General features: G+C 61.1%; 20 protein-coding genes. 13 read left to right on the top strand and 7 right to left on the bottom strand.

Translation table 11 applies throughout. The features are described 5' to 3' along the window. Positions 1-11 precede the first annotated feature (11 nt). Positions 12-542 (bottom strand): DUF5943 domain-containing protein, encoded by a 531-nt coding sequence (locus tag AB4O23_RS06385; protein ID WP_017531060.1) that lies wholly within the window; start codon positions 540-542, stop codon positions 12-14. A 78-nt stretch (positions 543-620) separates the two neighbouring features. Continuing rightward, entirely contained in the window at positions 621-1,598 is a 978-nt protein-coding gene (locus tag AB4O23_RS06380) for a dipeptidase (protein ID WP_017531059.1), read from the bottom strand. Positions 1,599-1,817: 219 nt separating this feature from the next. On the opposite strand from AB4O23_RS06380, the gene AB4O23_RS06375 reads away from it, so the two are divergent. Further along, complete coding sequence (locus AB4O23_RS06375) at positions 1,818-2,219, top strand: lysozyme inhibitor LprI family protein (RefSeq protein ID WP_017531058.1); 402 nt, start codon at positions 1,818-1,820, stop codon at positions 2,217-2,219. 41 nt (positions 2,220-2,260) lie between these two features. After that, positions 2,261-2,677 carry a DUF3010 family protein gene (locus tag AB4O23_RS06370; protein WP_017531057.1) on the top strand — a complete coding sequence of 139 codons (417 nt, stop codon included), beginning with the start codon at positions 2,261-2,263 and terminating at the stop codon, positions 2,675-2,677. 34 nt (positions 2,678-2,711) lie between these two features. Here the strand turns inward: AB4O23_RS06370 and AB4O23_RS06365 are convergent, their stop codons facing one another. Next, complete coding sequence (locus AB4O23_RS06365) at positions 2,712-3,902, bottom strand: AAA family ATPase (RefSeq protein WP_017531056.1); 1,191 nt, start codon at positions 3,900-3,902, stop codon at positions 2,712-2,714. Between the two features lie 68 nt (positions 3,903-3,970). Then, positions 3,971-4,915 carry a GlxA family transcriptional regulator gene (locus AB4O23_RS06360; protein WP_068936247.1) on the bottom strand — a complete coding sequence of 315 codons (945 nt, stop codon included), beginning with the start codon at positions 4,913-4,915 and terminating at the stop codon, positions 3,971-3,973. Between the two features lie 193 nt (positions 4,916-5,108). Between AB4O23_RS06360 and AB4O23_RS06355 the strand changes: the two genes are divergently transcribed. The 5 genes from AB4O23_RS06355 to AB4O23_RS06335 all read left to right on the top strand — a co-directional run bounded on the left by AB4O23_RS06355 (position 5,109) and on the right by AB4O23_RS06335 (position 9,066). Continuing rightward, positions 5,109-6,053, top strand: coding sequence for a choline ABC transporter substrate-binding protein (locus AB4O23_RS06355; protein WP_065879351.1), 945 nt, complete (start codon positions 5,109-5,111; stop codon positions 6,051-6,053). A gap of 72 nt (positions 6,054-6,125) precedes the next feature. Continuing rightward, the gene (locus AB4O23_RS06350) at positions 6,126-7,013 is read left to right on the top strand and encodes a beta-keto acid cleavage family enzyme (RefSeq protein ID WP_460150417.1); all 888 of its coding nucleotides are present in this window, start codon (positions 6,126-6,128) and stop codon (positions 7,011-7,013) included. Positions 7,014-7,070: 57 nt separating this feature from the next. Then, positions 7,071-8,036 carry an L-carnitine dehydrogenase gene (locus tag AB4O23_RS06345; protein WP_065879350.1) on the top strand — a complete coding sequence of 322 codons (966 nt, stop codon included), beginning with the start codon at positions 7,071-7,073 and terminating at the stop codon, positions 8,034-8,036. 50 nt (positions 8,037-8,086) lie between these two features. Further along, the gene (locus AB4O23_RS06340) at positions 8,087-8,578 is read left to right on the top strand and encodes a thioesterase family protein (RefSeq protein WP_017531051.1); all 492 of its coding nucleotides are present in this window, start codon (positions 8,087-8,089) and stop codon (positions 8,576-8,578) included. Positions 8,579-8,802: 224 nt separating this feature from the next. Next, complete coding sequence (locus AB4O23_RS06335) at positions 8,803-9,066, top strand: hypothetical protein (protein ID WP_017531050.1); 264 nt, start codon at positions 8,803-8,805, stop codon at positions 9,064-9,066. 98 nt (positions 9,067-9,164) lie between these two features. Here AB4O23_RS06335 and gbdR read toward each other — a convergent pair whose 3' ends face one another. After that, on the bottom strand, positions 9,165-10,268 hold the full coding sequence (gene gbdR / locus AB4O23_RS06330) for a choline metabolism transcriptional regulator GbdR (protein ID WP_065879349.1): 1,104 nt from the start codon (positions 10,266-10,268) through the stop codon (positions 9,165-9,167). 438 nt (positions 10,269-10,706) lie between these two features. Continuing rightward, positions 10,707-12,083 (bottom strand): L-serine ammonia-lyase, encoded by a 1,377-nt coding sequence (locus AB4O23_RS06325; protein WP_065879348.1) that lies wholly within the window; start codon positions 12,081-12,083, stop codon positions 10,707-10,709. 572 nt (positions 12,084-12,655) lie between these two features. Here AB4O23_RS06325 and AB4O23_RS06320 point away from each other — a divergent pair. From AB4O23_RS06320 to choV, 3 genes are all read left to right on the top strand, one after another. Further along, the gene (locus AB4O23_RS06320; protein WP_017531047.1) at positions 12,656-13,603 is read left to right on the top strand and encodes a choline ABC transporter substrate-binding protein; all 948 of its coding nucleotides are present in this window, start codon (positions 12,656-12,658) and stop codon (positions 13,601-13,603) included. 69 nt (positions 13,604-13,672) lie between these two features. After that, complete coding sequence (gene choW / locus AB4O23_RS06315) at positions 13,673-14,518, top strand: choline ABC transporter permease subunit (RefSeq protein WP_010207125.1); 846 nt, start codon at positions 13,673-13,675, stop codon at positions 14,516-14,518. Continuing rightward, a complete protein-coding gene (choV, locus tag AB4O23_RS06310) occupies positions 14,515-15,693 on the top strand; it encodes a choline ABC transporter ATP-binding protein (protein ID WP_017531046.1) in 1,179 nt (392 codons plus the stop codon). The genes choW and choV overlap by 4 nt, the downstream gene beginning before the upstream one ends. A 150-nt stretch (positions 15,694-15,843) precedes the next feature. On the opposite strand, the gene AB4O23_RS06305 is transcribed toward choV, so the two are convergent. Further along, a complete protein-coding gene (locus AB4O23_RS06305; RefSeq protein ID WP_460147572.1) occupies positions 15,844-17,778 on the bottom strand; it encodes a BCCT family transporter in 1,935 nt (644 codons plus the stop codon). Between the two features lie 377 nt (positions 17,779-18,155). On the opposite strand from AB4O23_RS06305, the gene betI reads away from it, so the two are divergent. From betI to betA, 3 genes are all read left to right on the top strand, one after another. Then, positions 18,156-18,749 carry a transcriptional regulator BetI gene (gene betI, locus AB4O23_RS06300; RefSeq protein WP_003176593.1) on the top strand — a complete coding sequence of 198 codons (594 nt, stop codon included), beginning with the start codon at positions 18,156-18,158 and terminating at the stop codon, positions 18,747-18,749. Between the two features lie 86 nt (positions 18,750-18,835). Further along, entirely contained in the window at positions 18,836-20,308 is a 1,473-nt protein-coding gene (gene betB, locus AB4O23_RS06295) for a betaine-aldehyde dehydrogenase (protein WP_065879347.1), read from the top strand. A 134-nt stretch (positions 20,309-20,442) separates the two neighbouring features. Continuing rightward, positions 20,443-22,137: a choline dehydrogenase gene (betA, locus tag AB4O23_RS06290; RefSeq protein ID WP_068938114.1), complete on the top strand. Its 1,695-nt coding sequence runs from the start codon at positions 20,443-20,445 to the stop codon at positions 22,135-22,137. Positions 22,138-22,162: the final 25 nt, after the last annotated feature.

Below are 22,162 nucleotides of genomic sequence, written 5' to 3'. Positions count from 1 at the left end.
CGGTCCTCGGCTTACAACGGCTTGACGGTGAACAAACCAGAATCAAAGCCCTCTTCGGAGCCTCCGTAGACTTGTTCGGCGACGGTGCGGATCTTGCTGCCACGGGCTTCCAGGATCTGGTCCATGGCACCGGCAAACCAGCCGGTGAACATGTAGTCGACCTTGCGCCCGACCTTGCCGTACACATAGACGAATGCCGAGTGCTCAAGCGTGACGCTGGCGGTGCCTTTGTCAAGGTCGATGTCCTGGATCTTGAACAGGCCCCAGCCGCGTTGCGACAGGCGCTTCATGTAGTGCTCGAACACCGCGACGCCTTCCAGGCCGTGGCACTCGGCTTCTTTTTCACACCAGTGCCAGGCGGACTTGTAGCCGGCCTTGTAGAGAATCTCGGCGTAGGCGTCGGCGCCCAGTACTTCTTCGATGCCCATGTGGTTGTTGACGAAGAAATGGCGCGGCACGTACAGCATCGGCAGGGCGTCGGAGGTCCAGACACCGGTTTCGCTGTCGACTTCGATTGGCAATTGCGGGGCGATCTTGGCCATGGAAACTTAACTCCAGAAAATTCGTTTTGATGCCCGCCGCGCGAATGGCGACGGGTGAAGGATCAAGCGAGCGGTGGCTTATTCGCCCCAGACGTCCTTTAGGACGTTCACCCAGTTCTCGCCCATGATCTTGCGCACCACGCGCTCAGGATGGCCGCGCTTGAGCAGGGTCTCGGTGAGGTTGGGGAACTCGCCCACGGTGCGGATGCCCAGCGGGTTGATGATCTTGCCGAAGCTGGTCAGGCGGCGGGCGTAGCCCTTGTCATGGGTGAGCATTTCGAAGAAATCCTGGCCATGGCCCTGGGTGAAGTCGGTGCCGATGCCGATGGCGTCTTCGCCGACGATGTTCATGGTGTATTCAATGGCTTCGGCGTAGTCGTCGATGGTCGAATCGATGCCCTTGGCCAGGAACGGCGCGAACATGGTCACACCGACAAAACCGCCATGGTCGGCAATGAACTTGAGTTCTTCATCGGACTTGTTACGCGGGTGCTCTTTAAGGCCCGACGGCAGGCAGTGGGAGTAGCACACCGGTTTTTTCGATTCGAGGATGACTTCTTCGCTGGTCTTGGAACCCACGTGGGACAGGTCGCACATGATGCCGACGCGGTTCATCTCGCCAACGATCTCACGTCCGAAGCCCGACAGGCCGCCGTCACGCTCATAGCAGCCGGTGCCCACCAGGTTCTGGGTGTTGTAGCACATCTGCACCACACCGACGCCGAGCTGCTTGAAGATCTCGACGTAGCCGAGCTGGTCTTCAAACGCGTGGGCATTCTGGAAACCGAAAATAATGCCGGTCTTGCCCTGCTCTTTGGCGCGACGGATGTCGGCGGTGGTTTTCACCGGGATCACCAGGTCGCTGTTCTCGCGGATCAGGGTCTGGCTGGCGACGATGTTATTGATCGTGGCCTGGAAGCCTTCCCACACCGACACGGTGCAGTTGGCGGCGGTGAGGCCGCCTTTGCGCATGTCCTCGAACAGGTCGCGATTCCACTTGGCAATAATCAGCCCGTCGATAACGATGCTGTCGGCGTGCAACTCGGCTGGGCTCATCAGGCGTCCCCTTATTGGCGATTCATGCGCCGAATCGTCTGCCGGCGCTTTGGGGCCAGCATATGCCCAGGGGCCGACCGAGCCGGGTGCAAAAACGACAGGGGAATTGCCGAAAGCGTCAATCCGCGACAAAGGGTGTTAAGAGGTGTCTGACTAGCGGCTGTTATTTGTCTTACGCTTGAGCCAGAATTCGGCCATTACCTGATATGAGACGGCGCAATGAAATCGATTTTCCTGGCTTTGGCACTCATCGCAACCGGCGTCCACGCGGCCGAAGACACCGACAGCACGCCGTGCGATGGCATCGAAAACGACAAACAAACCCTGGAATGCGCCTCCTACAACAAAACCACCGCTGAACAGTTGTTAAAAGACAACTATCAGGGCCTGCTCGAACGCATGGCTTCGACCTACGGCAGCGACAAGACCAAGCTGGCGGACATTACCGCTCGTCTGAAGGACGCCCAGCAGAAGTGGGAAAAACTGCGTGACGCCGATTGCGCCGTGGACACCTTCCCGGCGGTGACCGGCACCAAGGCGTATGCGATTGCGCAAAATGATTGCCTGGCGCGCATGAGCGATGAGCGGTCGGAGTTTTTGGAGTCGATTGGGCAGGAATAAGCGACAATCCCTGCCACTTTTAATCTGAACCAAGGCCATTCATGAGCATCTGCGGTATCGAAATCAAAGGCAGCGAAGCCATCATCGCCGTCGCCTCGCTGGACAACCAGGCGCTGACCCATGTCGCCCTGGCCACCAAGAAAATCGCGCTGGAAGATGACGACGAAGCGGCCAACGTCAAAGCCTTTGCCGCCCAGGTGAAGGCCTTTGTGCAGGCCAACGCCATCACTCGCATCGCGATCAAGAAGCGCAGCAAGAAAGGCGAATTCGCCGGCGGGCCGACCACGTTCAAGATTGAAGGCGTGTTTCAGCTGCTGGAGGCGGTCGAGGTGACGCTGCTGTCGCCGCAGACGATCAATGCGCAGAACAAGAAGCACGGTTTTGAACTGCCGGCGACGCTGAACAAGTATCAGCATGAGGCTTATAAAGCAGCCTGTTCGGTACTGATGAAAAAGTAAGCCACACCACAGTCAGACCCGGTTCACATTGGATTCAGGTTGTTTTCAGTTGGGGTGTAGGGCGCTTGTACAGCAGCCAATCCCCGAACGCCTTGTCTTCCAGCGCGTAGCCGCCCCGGCTCGACTTCCATACCAATTCCTTGTCACGCAAGGCATCGATACAGGCCTGAATAGTCTGGGTACCCGGCACCACATCGCTGCCCATATCCTCCAGTGCCTTGCTGACCGCCGTAATGGTGCTGTCGGTAAACGGCGCAAAGGGTTGATTGCCGTGCAAGCGCTCCACCATCACCTGCAGCACTGCACGCTGCGGGATGGTCAGCGCGTTCCAGGCGCTTTCGAATTCGGTCCATACACCGGCGCGCAGCAATTCGGCGCGGCTGTGCAGCAATTCGCCCAGATTGCTCGCCTCGCCCAACTCCAAGGCGACCTCGCCGATGATGGTGCGCAGCATCTCGGGGCGGCGGCCGACCAGCTCGAAGGCGTCGTCGATATCCGCCGCCTTGAACTGGTTGGTCGTGGCCAGGTGGGCATTAAGGTGCGCGGTGTAGGCTTGGGTGAACGCTTTGCCCAGCAGCGGAAACGGCGTGATGCTGGAGCCAAAGAACGGCTGGCTTTTGCCCAGGACCAGATGGGCCAGCTTGTCGCGGTTGGAGCCGGTGAACACCAGGTGCAAGCCACTGCCGTCCTCGTCACGGCCTTGGTTGAGCTGATCCCGGGCGGCCTTGAGCGCGAACATCGCGTTGATTCCCGAATCGCTGCTTAACGCGTGCTGCGCTTCGTCAATCACCAGCACCACGGGTTTTTCGGCAGCGCTGTGCAGCAACTCCAAGGCCTGGGTCAACGTCGCGCCGACGGGCAATTGGGGCTTGCTGAAGTCCCAGGACAAGGTACGCAGAAAGCTCAGTTTCTCGATGCCAATGTTCTTGGCCAGTTTGCGAATGCCTTTTTCATAGGGCACCAGGGCGGCGGCAATAGCACTGGCGATCAACTCCGCCGGGTCTTTGTCTTTGTCGGCCCACAGGTCGACGTACACGGCAAGCCAACCTCGCAGCTGACACTCAGGGATCAGATCCTCGCGCAAAAATGTACTTTTGCCGGTGCGACGCGGCGCCGCAAGGAACAGCCCGGAGGTGAAATCCTGAATACCGGCGCCCACCAGACCATCGGCAATGCTGCTTGCCAGGGCGGGACGGCGGAACACAAAACCGCTGTGCTTGGACATGGCTTTATACTCAATTATTCAAAACGCTATAAATTATAGCGCTGAGTATAATTGACTATAATCGCCCGTCAAACCACCTCCCGTCGCCGATCCTCCCGTGGGCATTTGGCAAACCGCGCTCGGTAACTGCGCGTGAAATACGACGGCGACTCAAACCCACAGGCAATACTCACTTCCAGCACACTCAGGTCACTTTGGCGCAGCAGTTGCCGGGCTTTTTCCAGGCGCAGGCCCAAGTAGAAGTTGCTCGGCGTATCGTTCAGATGCAGACGGAACAAGCGCTCCAACTGGCGCCGGGTAACCTTGATCGCTTCAGCCAGCGCCAGCGTGCTCAGCGGCGGTTCGGTGTGCTGTTCCATTTCGCCGATCACCTGCACCAGTTTTTTGTTGTTGATGCCGTAGCGCGTGGCGATCTGCATGCGCTGATGGTCTTTGCGCGGGCGGATACGGCCGAGCACGAATTGCTCGGACACTTGAATGGCCAACTCCGAGCTGTGGGCCTGGGCGATCAGGTCGAGCATCAGGTCGATGGACGCGGTGCCGCCGGCGCAGGTGATGCGGCGACGGTCAATCTCGAACAGTTCCTGGGTCACCGTCAGCTGTGGATAAGATTCTTTGAACGCGTCGATGGCTTCCCAATGCAGGGTCACGCGATGGCCATCGAGCAGGCCCGCTTCGGCGAGCACGCAGGCGCCGGTGTCGATGGCCCCGAGGGTCACGCCGTCGTGATCGAGGCGCCGCAACCAGTGCTCCAGCGCGGAGGTGGCAAACTGCAACGGCTCGAAGCCGGCCACCACCAGCAAGGTCGCGCCTTTTTTCAGCGGTTCCAGCGCGGCATCGGCGTTGACCGACATGCCATTGCTCGCCAGCACCGCGCCGCCGTCGGCGCTCAACACATGCCAGCGGTACAGCTCGCCGCGAAAACGGTTGGCCACCCGCAGCGGTTCCAGCGCGGAAATAAACCCGATGGCCGAGAACCCCGGCATCAGCAGAAAGTAGAAATCCTGGGACATGGTGGCGCTCTCGTCATACGGGCAGCGTGGCACTGTGATACTCCCGTTCACCCGCGGATTCAAGGGGACAGGTCGCTCCAGTGCAAGAGCCGGTCGCCGCCGTGCGTTTTGTCGGCTGCGAAGGTACGTAACTTGGCCTCACGGCGCACAAAGACGCCGGACCCCACAATAACGACCTGCCGAGGGCCCCACCATGAACCGACTGATCCGCCGCTGCGTGCTCGCACTCAGCGCCAGCGCCATCTTGAGCACCAGCGTATTCGCCGCCGACGCGCAATCCTGCCGGAATGTGCGCATGGGCGTGGTGAACTGGACCGACGTCATCGCCACCAGCGCCATGACCCAAGTGTTGCTCGACGGCCTCGGCTACCAGACCAAACAGACCAGCGCCTCCCAGCAAATCATCTTCGCCGGCATCCGCGACCAGCGCCTGGACCTGTTCCTGGGCTACTGGAACCCGCTGATGACCCAGACCATCAGCCCCTTCGTCGATGCCAAGCAGGTCAAGGTTCTCGACAAACCCAGCCTGCAAGACGCCCGCGCCACCCTCGCCGTGCCCACGTACCTGGCCGACAAGGGCCTGAAGACCTTCGCCGACATCGCCAGCTTCGAGAAAGAACTGGGCGGCAAGATCTATGGTATCGAGCCAGGTTCGGGCGCCAATACGCAGATCAAGGCGATGATTGCCAAGAACCAGTTCGGCCTGGGCAAGTTCCAGCTGGTGGAGTCCAGCGAAGCCGGCATGCTCGCTGCCGTGGACCGCGCCGTGCGCCGCAAGGAAGCCGTGGTGTTCTTCGGCTGGGCGCCGCACCCGATGAACGTCAACGTCGCGATGACCTACCTCAGCGGCAGCGAAGACGCCCTGGGCCCGAACGAAGGCATGGCCACCGTCTGGACCGTAACATCGCCCACCTACGCCGAACAGTGCCCCAACGTACATAAACTGCTGACCAACCTGACCTTCACCGCCGCCGACGAGAGCCGGATGATGCAGCCGCTGCTGGATCACAAAGATGCCCTGGAATCCGCCAGGCAGTGGCTCAAGGAGCACCCGCAAGACCAGGCGCGCTGGCTGGAAGGCGTGACCACCTTCGATGGCAAACCGGCCGCGGCAAACCTGCAATTGACCCGCCAATAACCCTTTTGAATCACCGCTTCGCAGCCTAGTACGGCTGCGAACGGCACCACCACGCCTGTAAGGAACCGACTCATGAACCACGACGTCATCATCACCTGCGCACTCACCGGTGCTGGCGACACGACCAGCAGAAGCCCGCACGTGCCGGTCACCCCCAAACAGATCGCCGCAGCGGCGGTTGAAGCGGCCAAGGCCGGCGCCACCGTGGTCCATTGCCATGTGCGCGACCCCGCAACCGGCAGGTTCAGCCGCGATGTGGCGCTGTACCGCGAAGTGATGGAGCGCATCCGCGAGGCCGACATCGACATCATCGTCAACCTGACCGCCGGCATGGGTGGCGACCTGGAGATCGGTGGCGGCGAGAACCCGATGGAGTTCGGCCCCAACACCGATCTGGTCGGCCCGTTGACGCGCCTGGCGCATGTCGAAGAACTGCTGCCGGAAATCTGCACGCTGGACTGCGGCACCCTGAACTTCGGCGATGGCGACACCATTTACGTGTCCACCCCGGCGCAACTGCGTGCCGGGGCCAAACGCATCCAAGCACTGGGCGTAAAGGCCGAGCTGGAAATCTTCGACACCGGCCACCTGTGGTTCGCCAAGCAGATGATCAAGGAAGGCCTGCTGGACAACCCGCTGTTCCAACTGTGCCTGGGCATCCCATGGGGCGCGCCGGCCGATACCACCACCATGAAAGCCATGGTCGACAACCTGCCCGCCGACGCGGTGTGGGTCGGCTTCGGCATCGGCCGCATGCAAATGCCGATGGCGGCGCAGGCGGTGCTGCTGGGCGGCAACGTGCGGGTCGGCCTGGAAGACAACCTGTGGCTGGACAAGGGCGTGCTTGCCACCAATGGTCAACTGGTGGAACGCGCGGGGGAAATCCTCAGCCGGTTGGGCGCGCGGGTGCTGAGCCCGGCCGAAGGCCGAATCAGGATGGGCCTGACCAAACGCGGCTAAAAATGTGGGGGCTTGCCCCCTCCCACAGGGGATCACCGAACTCTTTAGGAATGTGCCATGCGCTTTATTACAGAAATCAAAACCTTCGCCGCCCTCGGCAGCGGTGTCATCGGCAGCGGCTGGGTAGCCCGCGCGTTGGCCCATGGCCTGGATGTAGTGGCCTGGGACCCGGCCCCCGGCGCCGAAGCGGCGCTGCGCAAACGCGTCGCCAATGCCTGGGGCGCCTTGGAGAAACAGGGCCTGGCGCCCGGCGCGTCCCAGGACCGCCTGCGCTTTGTGGCGACGGTTGAGGCGTGCGTAAAAGACGCCGACTTCATCCAGGAAAGCGCCCCCGAACGCCTGGAGCTGAAGCTGGAACTGCACGGCAAGATCAGCGCAGCGGCCAAACCGAATGCGTTGATCGGTTCGAGCACCTCGGGCCTGTTGCCGAGCGAGTTCTATGAGGGTTCGACCCACCCGGAACGCTGTGTGGTCGGGCACCCGTTCAACCCGGTTTACCTGCTGCCATTGGTGGAGGTGGTGGGCGGTAAAAATACCGCACCGGAGGCGATCCAGGCGGCGATCACGGTGTATGAATCCCTCGGCATGCGCCCGCTGCATGTGCGCAAGGAAGTCCCGGGGTTTATCGCCGATCGCCTGCTCGAAGCGCTATGGCGCGAGGCGCTGCACCTGGTCAATGACGGCGTGGCCACCACCGGCGAAATCGACGATGCCATTCGCTTTGGCGCCGGGTTGCGCTGGTCGTTCATGGGCACCTTCCTCACCTACACCCTGGCGGGCGGTGATGCGGGTATGCGCCACTTCATGGCGCAGTTCGGCCCGGCGTTGCAGTTGCCGTGGACCTATTTGCCGGCGCCGGAACTGACCGACAAATTGATCGACGAGGTGGTCGATGGCACCCGTGACCAGTTGGGCACGCACAGCATTTCGGCGCTGGAGCGCTATCGTGATGATTGCCTGCTGGCGGTACTGGAGGCGGTGAAAACCACCAAAGCCAAGCACGGCATGAGCTTCGCTGAATAACCCTGTGGGAGGGGGCTTGCTCCCTCCCACCTTCGACCGAGTACGGACTCATGCCTGCATTGACCACCTACACCACAAAAATCCAGCCCGCCTGGGTCGACTACAACGGCCATCTGCGCGACGCGTTCTATTTGCTGATTTTCAGCTACGCCACCGACGCGCTGATGGACACCCTGGGCCTGGACAGCGACAACCGCGAAGCCAGCGGCCACTCGCTGTTCACCCTGGAGCTGCACCTGAACTACCTGCACGAAGTGAAACTCGGCGCCGAGGTTGAGGTACATACCCAACTGATCGCCCACGACGCCAAGCGCCTGCACCTCTATCACAGCCTGCACCTGGCGGGTGATGGGAAGTCCCTCGCGGGCAATGAGCAGATGCTGTTGCACGTCGACCTTGCCGGGCCGCATGCCACGCCGTTCAGTGAGGCTACGCTGGAAAGACTCAACGCCATCAGCGCTGAACAAGCCGACCTGCCAAGGCCTGCCCTGCTCGGCCGGGCCATCGGTTTACCGGCAAAAAAAGCCCCGATCCAGCCGTGACTGGATCGGGGCAGAGGTGCCTTGTGTGAGCTGTACATCCCGAGGGTGACCAAACCTTCAAGCTGTGGGCCTGGGTTCAGTGTGCCGGTAAGTGCGTTCGGTACATGGCCCGAAAACGACACGCTCATAGCCATCCGAGGCATTCGCGCATTCTGCCCTTGCCGCGTGCCTGGGCGGCTACCAGAATCCAGCTCAGACCCCGCTCCCCTCACAGGATAAACGTCATGATGCACGCGGATTTGATTGACCAGAATGACCTGTTGGACCAACTGCGCTCGTTGGGTTTCGAAGTGTCCAGCGGCGCCAGCGCCGAACAGGCCTGCGAGTGCGCCGTGCGCGGCTTGAGCGAAGCACGGGCCAAGGCGCTCAAGGGCATGGTTGAGCAGATGTACACCAGTAGCGCGACGATTTTGCCGGCGGTGCGTCAGGCGATTGATAAGCAGTTGTTGCCGGCGTTGATGCAGTTCAAGCAGAACTCTGGCGCCTGACAGATCGCTATCGGGGGCAAGCCCCCCTCCCACACTTGACCGCGTCCGTCCATGGTCCAGTGTGGGAGGAGGCTTGCCTGCGATGCGGTCAACTCGGTTTAAAGCCTTACGCTGGCAAACGTCGACTCATTGCGCGCCTGGCTCAACGCCGACATCGGCCCCGCCAACGGCGCCAGCACCAGCGCCTGCGGAATCGGCATCATCGCCACCTGCTGGGCAGTGTTGGAACCCACGCGCTCATCGCGTGGCGGAATACCGAAGTATTCGCGGTAGCACTTGGAGAAGTGCGGCGTGGACACAAACCCGCACACCGACGCCACTTCGATGATCGACATCGGCGTTTGCTTGAGCAGCTGCCGTGCACGAATCAGGCGCAGTTTGAGGTAGTAGCGCGACGGTGAGCAGTGCAGGTATTTCTGGAACAGGCGCTCCAACTGGCGACGCGACACGGCGACGTACACCGCCAGTTCGTCCAGGTCGATCGGCTCTTCCAGGTTGGCTTCCATCAGCGCGACGATTTCCTGCAGCTTCGGCTGGTTGGTGCCGAGCATGTGCTTGAGCGGCACGCGCTGGTGATCCTGTTCGTTGCGGATGCGTTCGTACACGAACATCTCGGAGATGGCGGCCGACAGTTCACGACCGTGGTCGCGGCTGATCAGGTGCAGCATCATGTCCAGCGGCGCAGTGCCGCCGGAGCTGGTGAAGCGGTTGCGATCGAGGGTGAACAGGCGGGTGCTCATCGATACACGGGGGAAGGCTTCCTGCATCGAGGCCAGGCATTCCCAATGCACACTGCAATCGAATCCGTCGAGCAGACCGGCGCAGGCCAGGGCCCAACTGCCGGTGCACACCGCGCCGAGGCGACGGGACTGGCGCGCCTGGCTTTGCAGCCACGACACGTGTTCACGGGTGACGGTGCGCTGGATCCCCACGCCGCCGCATACGATGACGGTGTCGAGCACCGGGGCTTTGTGCATGGAGGCATCGGGAGTGATTTGCAGACCGTCGCTGGCCCAGACCTGGTTGCCATCCACACTCAGCGTGGTCCAGCGATACAGCTCGCGACCGGACAACTGGTTGGCCATGCGCAGCGGTTCGACTGCCGACGCCAGGGAAATCAGCGTGAAATTGTCCAGCAGCAAAAAGCCGATGGATTGAGGCGCACGGTTCTGGGGTTGGGCCCCTGAGTTGAACGACGTCATCGCGGTATCTCCTCACACAAAGCGGGTGATGGCCTCAGGCGAGGCTCTTGTTATTGCGCTCTTCATCTGTAAAGAAGAGAGGCTTTGAATGGATAGAGCAAATGCCGTGCCTAAAATTGAATGCGTATTCAATAAATCCTGAAAACGACCTGTTGACGCGTCTATATAAGCCCGCGCGGGATGTGCGGGATATAGCCTGAAAACGACGTAGGAGCAGGCTCGCCACAGTGCGTGAGCAGATCGGTAGCACTTGTGGGAAGGCGCTTTGAGGGGGGTGGGACGGGTCTGTCACCCAAAGCACGGGCGACAGAAGGTCGAGGGGAAATCGTTTGGGAGCTACTTATCTGTTTGCGACGCGCTAAAAGGTGGCGCTTTTGGCTTGGGTGTTCACTTTATGAGCAGTGTCGCCTGAACCACCGCGATGCAGGCGACCCGGTCTCAGCACTCAACCGCGCTGACCGCCAAGCCACCCCGCGACGTCTCTTTGTACTTGTCATGCATGTCTGCGCCGGTATCGCGCATGGTGCGGATCACCCGGTCCAGGGAGATAAAGTGCTGGCCGTCGCCACGCAGGGCCATTTGCGCGGCGTTGATCGCCTTGACCGCCGCGATTGCGTTGCGCTCGATGCACGGCACTTGCACCAACCCGCCCACCGGGTCGCAGGTCAGGCCGAGGTTATGTTCCAGGCCGATTTCGGCGGCGTTGCACAGTTGCTCCGGCGTGGCGCCCAGGATTTCCGCGAGCCCCGCCGCAGCCATCGCGCACGCCGAACCCACCTCACCCTGGCAGCCGACTTCGGCGCCGGAGATCGAAGCGTTCTTCTTGCACAGGATCCCTACCGCCGCCGCGCCGAGCAGGTAGTCGACCACATTGGCCTCGGTGACTTCTTCACTGAACTTCATAAAGTAGTGCAGCACCGCCGGGATGATGCCCGCCGCGCCATTGGTGGGTGCGGTGACCATGCGCCCACCGGCGGCGTTTTCTTCGTTGACCGCCAGGGCGAACAGGTTGACCCACTCCATGGCGCTGAGGGTCGAGCCGATCACATTGGGTTTGCCCAGCTCTTGCAAACTGCGGTGCAACTTGGCCGCGCGACGGCGCACGTTCAGGCCACCAGGCAGGATGCCTTCGTGCTTGAGGCCCTGCTCCACGCAGTCCTGCATGGCACGCCAGAGTTTCATCAAGCCGCTGCGGATTTCTTCTTCGGAGCGCCAGACCTTTTCATTCGCCAGCATCAACTCGGCGACGCGCAGGTTGTGGGTCTTGCACAGGTGCAACAGCTCCACGGCGCTGGAAAAGTCATAGGGCAGTTCGGTGCGGTCCATGTCCGCCACGCCGCTTTGGGCCTGGGCTTCATCCACCACAAAACCGCCGCCCACCGAGTAGTAAGTGTCGCGGTGCAGCTCACCGTCATCGCCATACACCACCAGGGTCATGGCGTTGGGATGGAACGGCAGGTTTTCATCGAGCAGGCGCATGTCCCGGGCCCACACAAACGGCACCGGCAAACGCCCGTCCAGCAGCAGGGTGTCGGTTTCGCGCAGGGTATGGATGCGTGGGCCGATTTGCGAGGGGTCGATCGCGTCCGGCCATTCGCCCATCAGGCCCATGATGGTGGCGGTGTCGCTGCCATGGCCGATGCCGGTGGCCGACAATGAGCCGTACAGCTGAACTTCGACACGCCGAACCTGTTCCAACCATTCGCGCCCACGCAGTGCCTGGACGAACAACGCCGCGGCGCGCATGGGGCCGACGGTGTGAGAACTCGAAGGCCCGATGCCGATCTTGAACAGGTCGAAAACGCTGATAGCCATTAACGTGGAACTCCTCGATAAGCACGGACCGGGCAACAGTGAGCTGCTACGCTCGTAGCTCGCGTGGCCCTTTATTGAGCCCAAGTTCGGATGCCGGCTGTTCATAGCCAAGGCGCTGCGACGAGTCATAGCTCCGCTATGGCGAGGAGCAGCAACGCAGGATATGGACAGCCGGCGCCGAAATTGGGATCAAGAAAGGGTTACGCGAGCTACAGGCCCAGATGGCAGCATCATCAAGGTTTTATCTGCCGTCACGGCGTCTCACACCGACGCATCCATGCTCACCAGCGTCGCTTGCGTGCGAACACTGTTTTTGGCCGTTTTTTGCGGTGCAGATGAGCAAATCCCGTGGTTTTACCTTGGGAAAAAGCTGTAAACGACGTCACCAACACTGGATACGACCCTCCCTGTACTGGATACGACGCACCCTGTAGGCGTCAGATTTTCACTGGTACATGATCAGTCTCGACTCGTTTGCAAGGCACCGTGGCAGAGCTGTTGTCGCACGCTCCAACCGCAACACTTATAAAGCGCGGCGAAGGCCGCCAGAAAAAACACAGGAGTCTACCCAGATGAAAGGTTCACCCTCGTTGTTGTTGGCCGCCATGCTGAGTCTGCCAGTCATGGCGCACGCTGCAGAACCGGAACAGTGCAAGACCGTCAACTTCTCCGATGTCGGCTGGACCGACATCACCGTCACCACCGCGACCACCAGCGAAATCCTCAAGGGCCTGGGCTACAAGCCGCGCACCACGATGATTTCGGTACCGGTGACCTACAAGTCACTGGCTGACGGCAAGAACATGGACATCTTCCTCGGCAACTGGATGCCGACCATGGAAAACGACATCAAGCAGTACCGTGATGCGGGCACCGTGGAAACCGTGCGCGCCAACCTGGAGAACGCCAAGTACACCCTGGCGGTCCCACAGGCGCTGTACGACAAAGGCCTGAAAGACTTCGCCGACATCGCCAAATTCAAGGATGAGCTGGGTGGCAAGATCTACGGCATCGAGCCAGGTAACGACGGCAACCGCACCATCCAGACGCTGATCGACAAAGACGCCTTCGGCCTCAAAACCGCCGGCTTCAAGGTGGTCGAGTCCAGCGAAGCCGGCATGCTCTCCCAGGTCGAACGCGCCTCCAAGCGCGACCAGGCCATCGTGTTCCTGGGCTGGGAACCGCATCCGATGAACACCCGCTTCAAGATGAAGTACCTGACCGGCGGTGACGACTCGTTCGGCCCCAACTACGGTCAGGCCACCATCTACACCAACGTCCGCAAGGGCTACACCCAGGAATGCAGCAACGTGGGTCAGTTGCTGAAAAACCTAGTGTTCACGCTGGACATGGAAAGCACGCTGATGGGTAACGTCCTGGACGACAAAATGAAGGCCGACGCCGCCGCCAAGGCCTGGCTGAAAAAGAACCCGCAAGTGCTCGACACCTGGCTCGCCGGTGTCACCACCGTTGATGGCAAACCAGGGCTCGATGCAGTCAAAGCTTACCTCGCCAAGTAATACCTGCTGACCCCGGGCCGGTGCGCTGGCCCGGGACGTTTCCCTCTTCGCATGTGGACATTCACTACCATGCTGACTGAACAGAAAATCCCACTAGGCCAGTACATCGCTGCCTTCGTCGAATGGTTGACCCAACACGGCGCCAACTACTTCGACGCAATCGCATCGACACTGGAAACGATGATCCACGGCGTGACGTTTGCGCTGACCTGGTTCAATCCGCTGGCATTGATCGGTCTGATTGCGCTGCTGGCTCACTTTATTCAACGTAAATGGGGACTGACTGTTTTTGTCATCGCCTCCTTCCTGCTGATCCTCAACCTGGGGTACTGGCAGGAAACCATGGAGACCCTCGCGCAGGTGCTGTTCGCCACGCTGGTCTGCGTGGTCATCGGCGTGCCGCTGGGCATTGTTGCCGCGCACAAACCGATGTTCTACACCATGATGCGGCCGGTGCTCGATCTGATGCAGACCGTACCGACCTTCGTCTACCTCATCCCTACCCTGACCCTCTTCGGGCTGGGTGTGGTGCCTGGTTTGATTTCCACGGTGGTGTTCGCGATTGCCGCGCCCATCCGCCTGACTTACCTGGGTATCCGCGATGTACCGCAAGAGTTGATGGACGCCGGCAAGGCCTTTGGCTGCTCGCGCCGTCAGTTGCTCTCGCGCATTGAACTGCCCCACGCCATGCCGAGCATTGCCGCCGGCATTACCCAATGCATCATGCTGTCGCTGTCGATGGTGGTGATCGCCGCCCTGGTAGGTGCCGATGGCCTCGGCAAGCCGGTGGTCAACGCACTGAACACCGCCGACATTGCCCTGGGCTTCGAAGCCGGCCTGGCGATTGTGTTGCTGGCCATCATGCTCGACCGCATCTGCAAACAACCCGACGCTAAAGTAGGGGGTGATGCATGAGCATTATCCGATTCGACAAAGTCGACGTGATCTTCTCCAAAGACCCACGCGAAGCGCTCAAGCTGCTGGACCAGGGCATGAGCCGTAACGAGATTCTGAAAAAGACCGGGCAGATCGTCGGCGTTGAAAAAGCCAGCCTGGACATCGAGAAAGGCGAGATCTGCGTGCTGATGGGCCTGTCGGGCTCCGGCAAGTCGAGCTTGCTGCGCTGCATCAACGGCCTCAACACCGTGAGCCGTGGCCAGCTGTTTGTGGAGCATGAAGGTCGCCAGATCGACATCGCCTCGTGCACCCCGGCCGAGCTGAAAATGATGCGCACCAAGCGCATCGCCATGGTGTTCCAGAAGTTCGCCCTGATGCCCTGGCTGACGGTGCGCGAAAACATCAGCTTCGGCCTGGAAATGCAGGGCCGCCCCGAGAAAGAACGGCGCAAGCTGGTGGACGAGAAACTGGAGCTGGTGGGCCTGACCCAATGGCGCAACAAGAAGCCCGATGAGCTGTCCGGCGGCATGCAGCAGCGCGTCGGCCTGGCGCGCGCGTTGGCGATGGACGCCGACATCCTGCTGATGGACGAACCCTTCTCCGCTCTCGACCCGCTGATCCGCCAAGGCTTGCAGGACGAACTGCTGGAGCTGCAACGCAAGCTGAGCAAAACCATCGTGTTCGTCAGTCACGACCTCGACGAGGCGCTCAAGCTGGGCAGCCGTATTGCGATCATGAAAGACGGCAAGATCATCCAGTACAGCGTGCCGGAAGAGATCGTGCTGAACCCGGCGGACGACTATGTACGCACCTTCGTCGCCCATACCAACCCGCTGAACGTACTGTGCGGCCGCAGCCTGATGCGCACGCTGGACAACTGCACGCGCGTCAACGGCTCGGTATGCCTGGACCCGGGCGGCGACTCATGGCTGGACCTGGCCGAAGGCAACACCATTCAGGGCGCGCGCCAGAATGGCGTGGTGATGAACCTGCAGAACTGGGCACCGGGGCAAGCCGTGGAAGGTTTGGGCCGCGTGCCGACGCTGGTGGACTCCAATATCGGCATGCGCGATGCGTTGCAGATTCGTTACCAGACGGGAAACAAGCTGGTGTTGCACGACAACAACAAGGTGGTGGGAATTCTGGGCGACAGTGAGCTCTACCATGCCCTGCTGGGCAAAAACCTGGGCTGACCCACACTGCAAAACCCACTGAAGAAACAGGGTCAATGTGGGAGGGGGCTTGCTCCCGATGACGGTGTATCAGTAACAGCGGTACTGACTGACACACTGCCATCGGGAGCAAGCCCCCTCCCACATTTAAAGCACTGCCAAGCTCAACTGTCAGCTATAGACCCGGCCAAGGAGCTGCCGATGGCTTTCAAACTGATCGAGCACGTCCCGGGTAATCTGTTCCTGGGCGAAGCCCATCAGGTCGTACTCCTGAGGCCCGTTGTGCAGGTACACCTCGGCCCGGTAATAGCGGATGCGTTCTTCTTCCGGCACGTCGCTCGGCGCCGCCGAGTAAGCATCCAGGCTCACTTCGTAGACAAACGGGTTGCCCTCCTCCATCTCGATGCGCACGCCAATGCAACGCTTGGATTTACCCAGCAGCGTCTGCACATCCTGCCCTTGCTCACGCAACGCAGTCGCGGCCTCTTCCAGCGCCGGCGTCACGTGTTTGTCCATAAAGCGTTGCACGGTGGCCTGGCTCGGTTGCAGGTCCAGGGCGGTCAAGCGCTCGCTGAAACCACGGCGCCCACGTTCAGCCAATTGCGCCTGCTCCTGTTCGATGGCCACATCCTGGCGCATGGCCTTGTGCAAACCGAACATAAAGCAAATCAACACCACCGAGAACGGCAGCCCCGCCAGCACCACCATGGTCTGCATGGCTTCGAAGTTACCGGCAAACAACAGGCCGATGGTCACCAGGGTGATCACCGCCGACCAGAAGATCCGCAGCCAGTGCGGCGCATCTTCGTCTACGTTGCCGCCTTTGCAGGAAAGGTTGGCCATCATCACCGCGCCGGAATCCGCCGGGGTCAGGAACAGCACAAAGCCCACGAAGATCGACACACCGATAACAATGTTCGACGCCGGGTAATGTTCCAGCAGTTGGTAGATCGCCATGGAGGGTTGTTCCAGGGCGGTCTTGCCCAACGCCACCGCACCCTGGTTCAGCACCAGGTCCAGCGCCGAGTTACCGAAGATCGACAGCCACGCCAGGGTGAAGCCCAGCGGGATCAGCAGTACGCCGGCCACCAGTTCACGTACCGTGCGGCCACGGGAAATACGCGCGATGAACATGCCCACGAACGGTGCCCAGGAAATCCACCAGGCCCAGTAAAACAGGGTCCACAGGCCCATCCAGCGCTCGGTTTTGTCGCCATCGCCTGCGTACACATACAGGTCGAAGGTTTTCAGCACGATGCCGTTGAGGTAGTCACCGGTGTTCTGCACCAGGCCGTTGAGCAAGTGCAGGGTGGGGCCGAACAACAGCACAAAGATCAGCAAACCGCTGAACAGCACGATGTTGAGGTTGGACAAGCGACGAATGCCGTTCTCCACCCCCGACACGGCGGCGATGGTCGCCACGGTGCTCATCACGATGATCACGATCAACAGGTTGGTGTTGTTGTGCTGCATGCCGAACAGGTTTTCCAGCCCGGACGACACCTGCATCGCGCCGATCCCCAGGTTGGTCACCAGGCCCAGCAGGGTTACGAACATGCCGAAACCGTCCACCGCGTGGCCGGTCGCGCCCTTCACCCACCGCTCGCCCACCAGCGGGTACAGCGCCGAACGCAAGGCCAGCGGCTGGTTGTGGCGGTACGCAAAGTACGCCACGGCCAGGCCGACCAGGGCGTAGATCGCCCAGCCATGCAGGCCCCAATGCAGGAAGGTCAGTTGCAATGCCTGGCGTGCCGCGCCATTGCTGGCCGCCGCGCCTTCGGGCGGGTTGAAGTAGTGGTCCAACGGTTCGGACGCACCGAAGTACAGCAGCGAAATGCCGATGCCCGACGAAAACAGCATCCCGGCCCAGGCGCCGTAGCTGAAGTCCGGGGTGTCGTCCTTGCTGCCCAGTTTCAACTTGCCGTAGGACGAAAACGCCAGGCCGACCACGAACACCAGGTAAGCGGCGATCACCACCATGTAGTACCAGCCGAAGCTTTTGGAAAGCCAGGCCTGGGCGACGCCGAGCATGCGCCCGGCCTCCTGCGGGGCGATGATCAGGATGGCGGTCAACAACAGAATCAGCGCGGTGGAGGTGTAGAACACCCAACCGTTGACCCGCACCTTTTCCGGCGGGGTCTTTATTAGAGAGGCAGAACTCATGGCGCAGATGCTCCAGGCAGTGCGAGAGAGAAACACAAGGCAACGGTTATCCCGCGCCATCGATTTTTCGGCAGTCGACGGACGGGTGTTATAAAGACAGCCCGAAAATCCCTGCCCCCGCCGAGGCGGTGCATAGGGCGTTTGCGGGGTTTTCCAGGTGTCAGATGTCGCTGTCTTTCAAGTAGGAAATACCTGCCAGCAGCGACGATTTGTCGCAGAGCTTATTCTTTGTTGATTGAACGTTCAATCAAAACAAAATAGACTGGCCTTCAAGCCGATGGACGTGATCGCCCGTCGGCAGGCCTAAGGAGAGGTGCTACATGCCCAAGGTCGGTATGCAACCCATACGCCGCCAGCAATTGATCGAAGCCACGATGACGGCCATCGATCAGGTCGGGATGGGCGATGCCAGCATTGCGTTGATCGCCCGTTTGGCCGGCGTTTCGAACGGCATCATCAGTCACTACTTTCGGGACAAGAACGGCCTGATCGCAGCGACGATGCAGTACTTGATGAGCGTGCTGATGGAAAACATCCACGCCCGTCGACAGGCGTTGAAAGACGACAGCCCACGCGCTCACCTCCAGGTGATCGTCGCCGGCAACTTCGACGCCAGCCAGGTCAACGGCCCGGCAATGAAAACCTGGCTGGCCTTCTGGGCCTCCAGCATGCATCACCCGTCTTTGCACAGGTTGCAGCGGATCAACGATCAGCGTCTGTATTCCAACCTGTGCTGCCAGTTCCGCCGCACGCTGCCGTTGCCCGAGGCACGCAGCGCAGCCCGAGGCCTGGCGGCCCTGATCGACGGTTTGTGGTTGCGCGGTGCCCTGTCGGGAGACGCTTTCGATACGGAGCAGGCGCAACGCATCGCTCACGAATACATGGATTTCCAATTGGCCAAGCAGGTGAGTTAGAGCACCTATAACCGCTCAACCCCTGAACGTCCGCCGCCCCTTGTGCGGCGGGTAACGCCAACCACTTATGCACTTGCGAGGACTTTATGGCCCGTTTCGACCTGCAAAAACTCTACATTGACGGCGGCTACAGCGACGCTGGCAGCGATGCCACCTTCGAAGCCATCAACCCGGCTAACGGTGAAGTTCTCGCCCAAGTGCAACGCGCCACCAAAGACGACGTTGAACGTGCCGTGGTCAGCGCCGAAAAAGGCCAGAAAATCTGGGCCGCCATGACCGCCATGGAGCGTTCGCGCATCCTGCGTCGTGCCGTCGACATCCTGCGCGAGCGCAACGATGAACTGGCCGCCCTGGAAACCCTGGACACCGGTAAAGCCTTCTCCGAAACCAAGTACGTCGACATCGTCACCGGCGCCGACGTGCTGGAATACTACGCAGGCCTGGTGCCGGCCATCGAAGGCGAGCAGATCCCGCTGCGCGACACCGCCTTCGTCTACACCCGCCGCGAGCCACTGGGCGTGGTCGCCGGTATCGGCGCGTGGAACTACCCGATCCAGATCGCCCTGTGGAAATCCGCACCGGCGCTGGCGGCCGGTAACGCGATGATCTTCAAGCCCAGCGAAGTCACCTCGCTGACAACCCTGAAACTGGCCGAGATTTACACCGAAGCCGGCGTACCGGCGGGCGTGTTCAACGTGCTGACCGGCAGCGGCCGTGAAGTCGGCACCTGGCTGACCGAGCATCCGCGCATCGAGAAAGTCTCGTTCACCGGCGGCACCGACACCGGCAAGAAAGTCATGGCCAGCGCGTCGAGTTCGTCGCTCAAGGACGTGACCATGGAGCTGGGCGGCAAGTCCCCGCTGATCATTTTCGACGATGCCGACCTCGACCGCGCCGCCGACACCGCGATGATGGCCAACTTCTACAGCTCCGGCCAGGTCTGCACCAACGGCACCCGCGTGTTCGTGCCCAAGCATTTGCAAGCGGCGTTCGAAGCCAAGATCGTCGAGCGCGTGGCGCGCATTCGCATCGGCAACCCGCAAGACGAAAACACCAACTTCGGCCCGCTGGTCAGCTTTGCCCATATGGAAAGCGTGCTGGGCTATATCGCCAAGGGCAAAGAGCAAGGCGCCCGCCTGCTGTGCGGCGGCGACCGCCTGACCGAGGGCGACCTGGCCAAAGGCGCATTCGTGGCACCGACCGTGTTCACCGACTGCACCGACGACATGGTGATCGTGCGCGAAGAAATCTTCGGCCCGGTGATGAGCATCCTCACCTACGAGACTGAAGAAGAAGTGATCCGCCGCGCCAACGACACCGACTTCGGCCTGGCCGCCGGCCTGGTCACCAAGGACCTGAACCGCGCCCACCGCGTGATTCATCAGTTGGAAGCGGGTATCTGCTGGATCAACGCCTGGGGCGAGTCCGACGCGAAGATGCCGGTGGGTGGCTACAAGCAGTCGGGCGTGGGCCGTGAGAACGGCATCAGCTCGCTGAACAACTTCACTCGCATCAAATCGGTACAGGTTGAGCTGGGCGACTACGCCTCGGTGTTCTAAGACCCGAGTCCTGATTGCCTTTGAGGCCGCCATCGGGGGCAAGCCCCCTCCCACAGGGAAACGCATTCCAAATGTGGGAGGGGGCTTGCCCTCGATGAGGCCCTTGCTGACCACACTCCAAAGAGGGCGCATTTATGTCCCAAGAATACGACTACATCATTGTGGGTGCCGGCTCCGCCGGTAACACCCTGGCGACCCGTCTGACCGAAGACGAAGGCGTCACCGTCCTGCTGCTGGAAGCCGGCGGCCCGGACTACCGTCTCGATTTCCGTACCCAAATGCCCGCCGCGCTGGCGTTCCCGCTGCAAGGCCGTCGCTACAACTGGGCCTACGAAACCGATCCGGAGCCGCACATGGACGGCCGCCGGATGGAATGCGGTCGCGGCAAGGGCCTGGGTGGCTCTTCGCTGATCAACGGCATGTGCTACATCCGTGGCAACGCCATGGACTACGACAACTGGTCGAAACTGCCGGGCCTGGAAGACTGGACCTACCTCGACTGCCTGCCGTATTTCCGCAAGGCCGAAACCCGCGACATCGGCCCCAACGATTGGCACGGCGGCGATGGCCCGGTCAGCGTGACCACGCCTAAAGCCGGCAATAACCCGCTGTTTCACGCCATGGTCGAAGCCGGCGTGCAGGCCGGTTACCCGCGTACCGAAGACTTGAACGGCTACCAGCAGGAAGGTTTCGGCCCGATGGACCGTACCGTCACGCCCAACGGCCGTCGCGCCAGCACCGCACGCGGGTACCTGGACACGGCTAAAAAGCGCTCGACCCTGACCATCGTCACCCACGCCCTCACCGATAAGGTGTTGTTCGAAGGCAAGCGCGCGGTGGGCGTGCGTTACCTGATCGGCGCCGCCGAAGAGCGCGTTGAAGCCCGTGCACGCAAGGAAGTACTGGTGTGCAGCGGCGCCATCGCTTCGCCGCAATTGCTGCAACGCTCCGGCGTGGGCCCGGCCAAATTGCTGGAAAGCCTCGACATCCCGGTGGTTCACGACCTGCCCGGCGTGGGCGAAAACCTGCAGGACCACCTTGAGCTGTACCTGCAATATGCGTGCACCCAGCCGGTGTCGCTGTACCCGTCGCTGCTCTGGTACAACCAGCCGGCCATCGGTGCCGAATGGCTGTTCAACGGTACCGGTATCGGCGCCAGCAACCAGTTCGAGGCGGGCGGTTTTATCCGTACCCGTGAAGAATTCGAATGGCCGAATATCCAGTACCACTTCCTGCCGGTAGCGATTAACTACAACGGCAGCAATGGTGTGAAAGAGCACGGGTTCCAGGCGCACATGGGCTCCATGCGTTCGCCGAGCCGTGGCCGTATCCAGCTGAAGTCGAAGAACCCACGGGACTACCCGAGCATCCTCTTCAACTACATGGCCACCGAACAGGACTGGCAGGAATTTCGCGATGGCATCCGCCTGACCCGTGAAATCATGCAGCAACCGGCACTGGACCCGTACCGTGGCCGCGAAATCAGCCCCGGTATCGAGGTGCAAACCGATGAGCAACTGGACAGGTTCATCCGCGAGCACGCCGAGACTGCGTTCCACCCTTCGTGCTCGTGCAAGATGGGCACCGACGAGATGGCCGTGGTGGATGGCGAAGGTCGCGTGCATGGCATGCAAGGCCTGCGTGTGGTCGATGCGTCGATCATGCCGATCATCACCACCGGCAACCTGAACGCGCCGACGATCATGATCGCCGAGAAAATCGCCGACAAGATTCGTGGGCGCAAGCCACTGCCGCGCAGCACCGCCGACTACTACGTGGCGGGCGATGCGCCGGTGCGTGGCAAGCCGTTGCGTGAGATTGCGCAGTAACTGATACACCGTGGCGCCGCTATCG

It is taken from the genome of Pseudomonas sp. H2_A10, assembly GCF_054680085.1.
The sequence above is the reverse complement of the archived record's forward strand: the minus strand, read 5'-3'. Positions and strand labels throughout refer to the sequence as shown.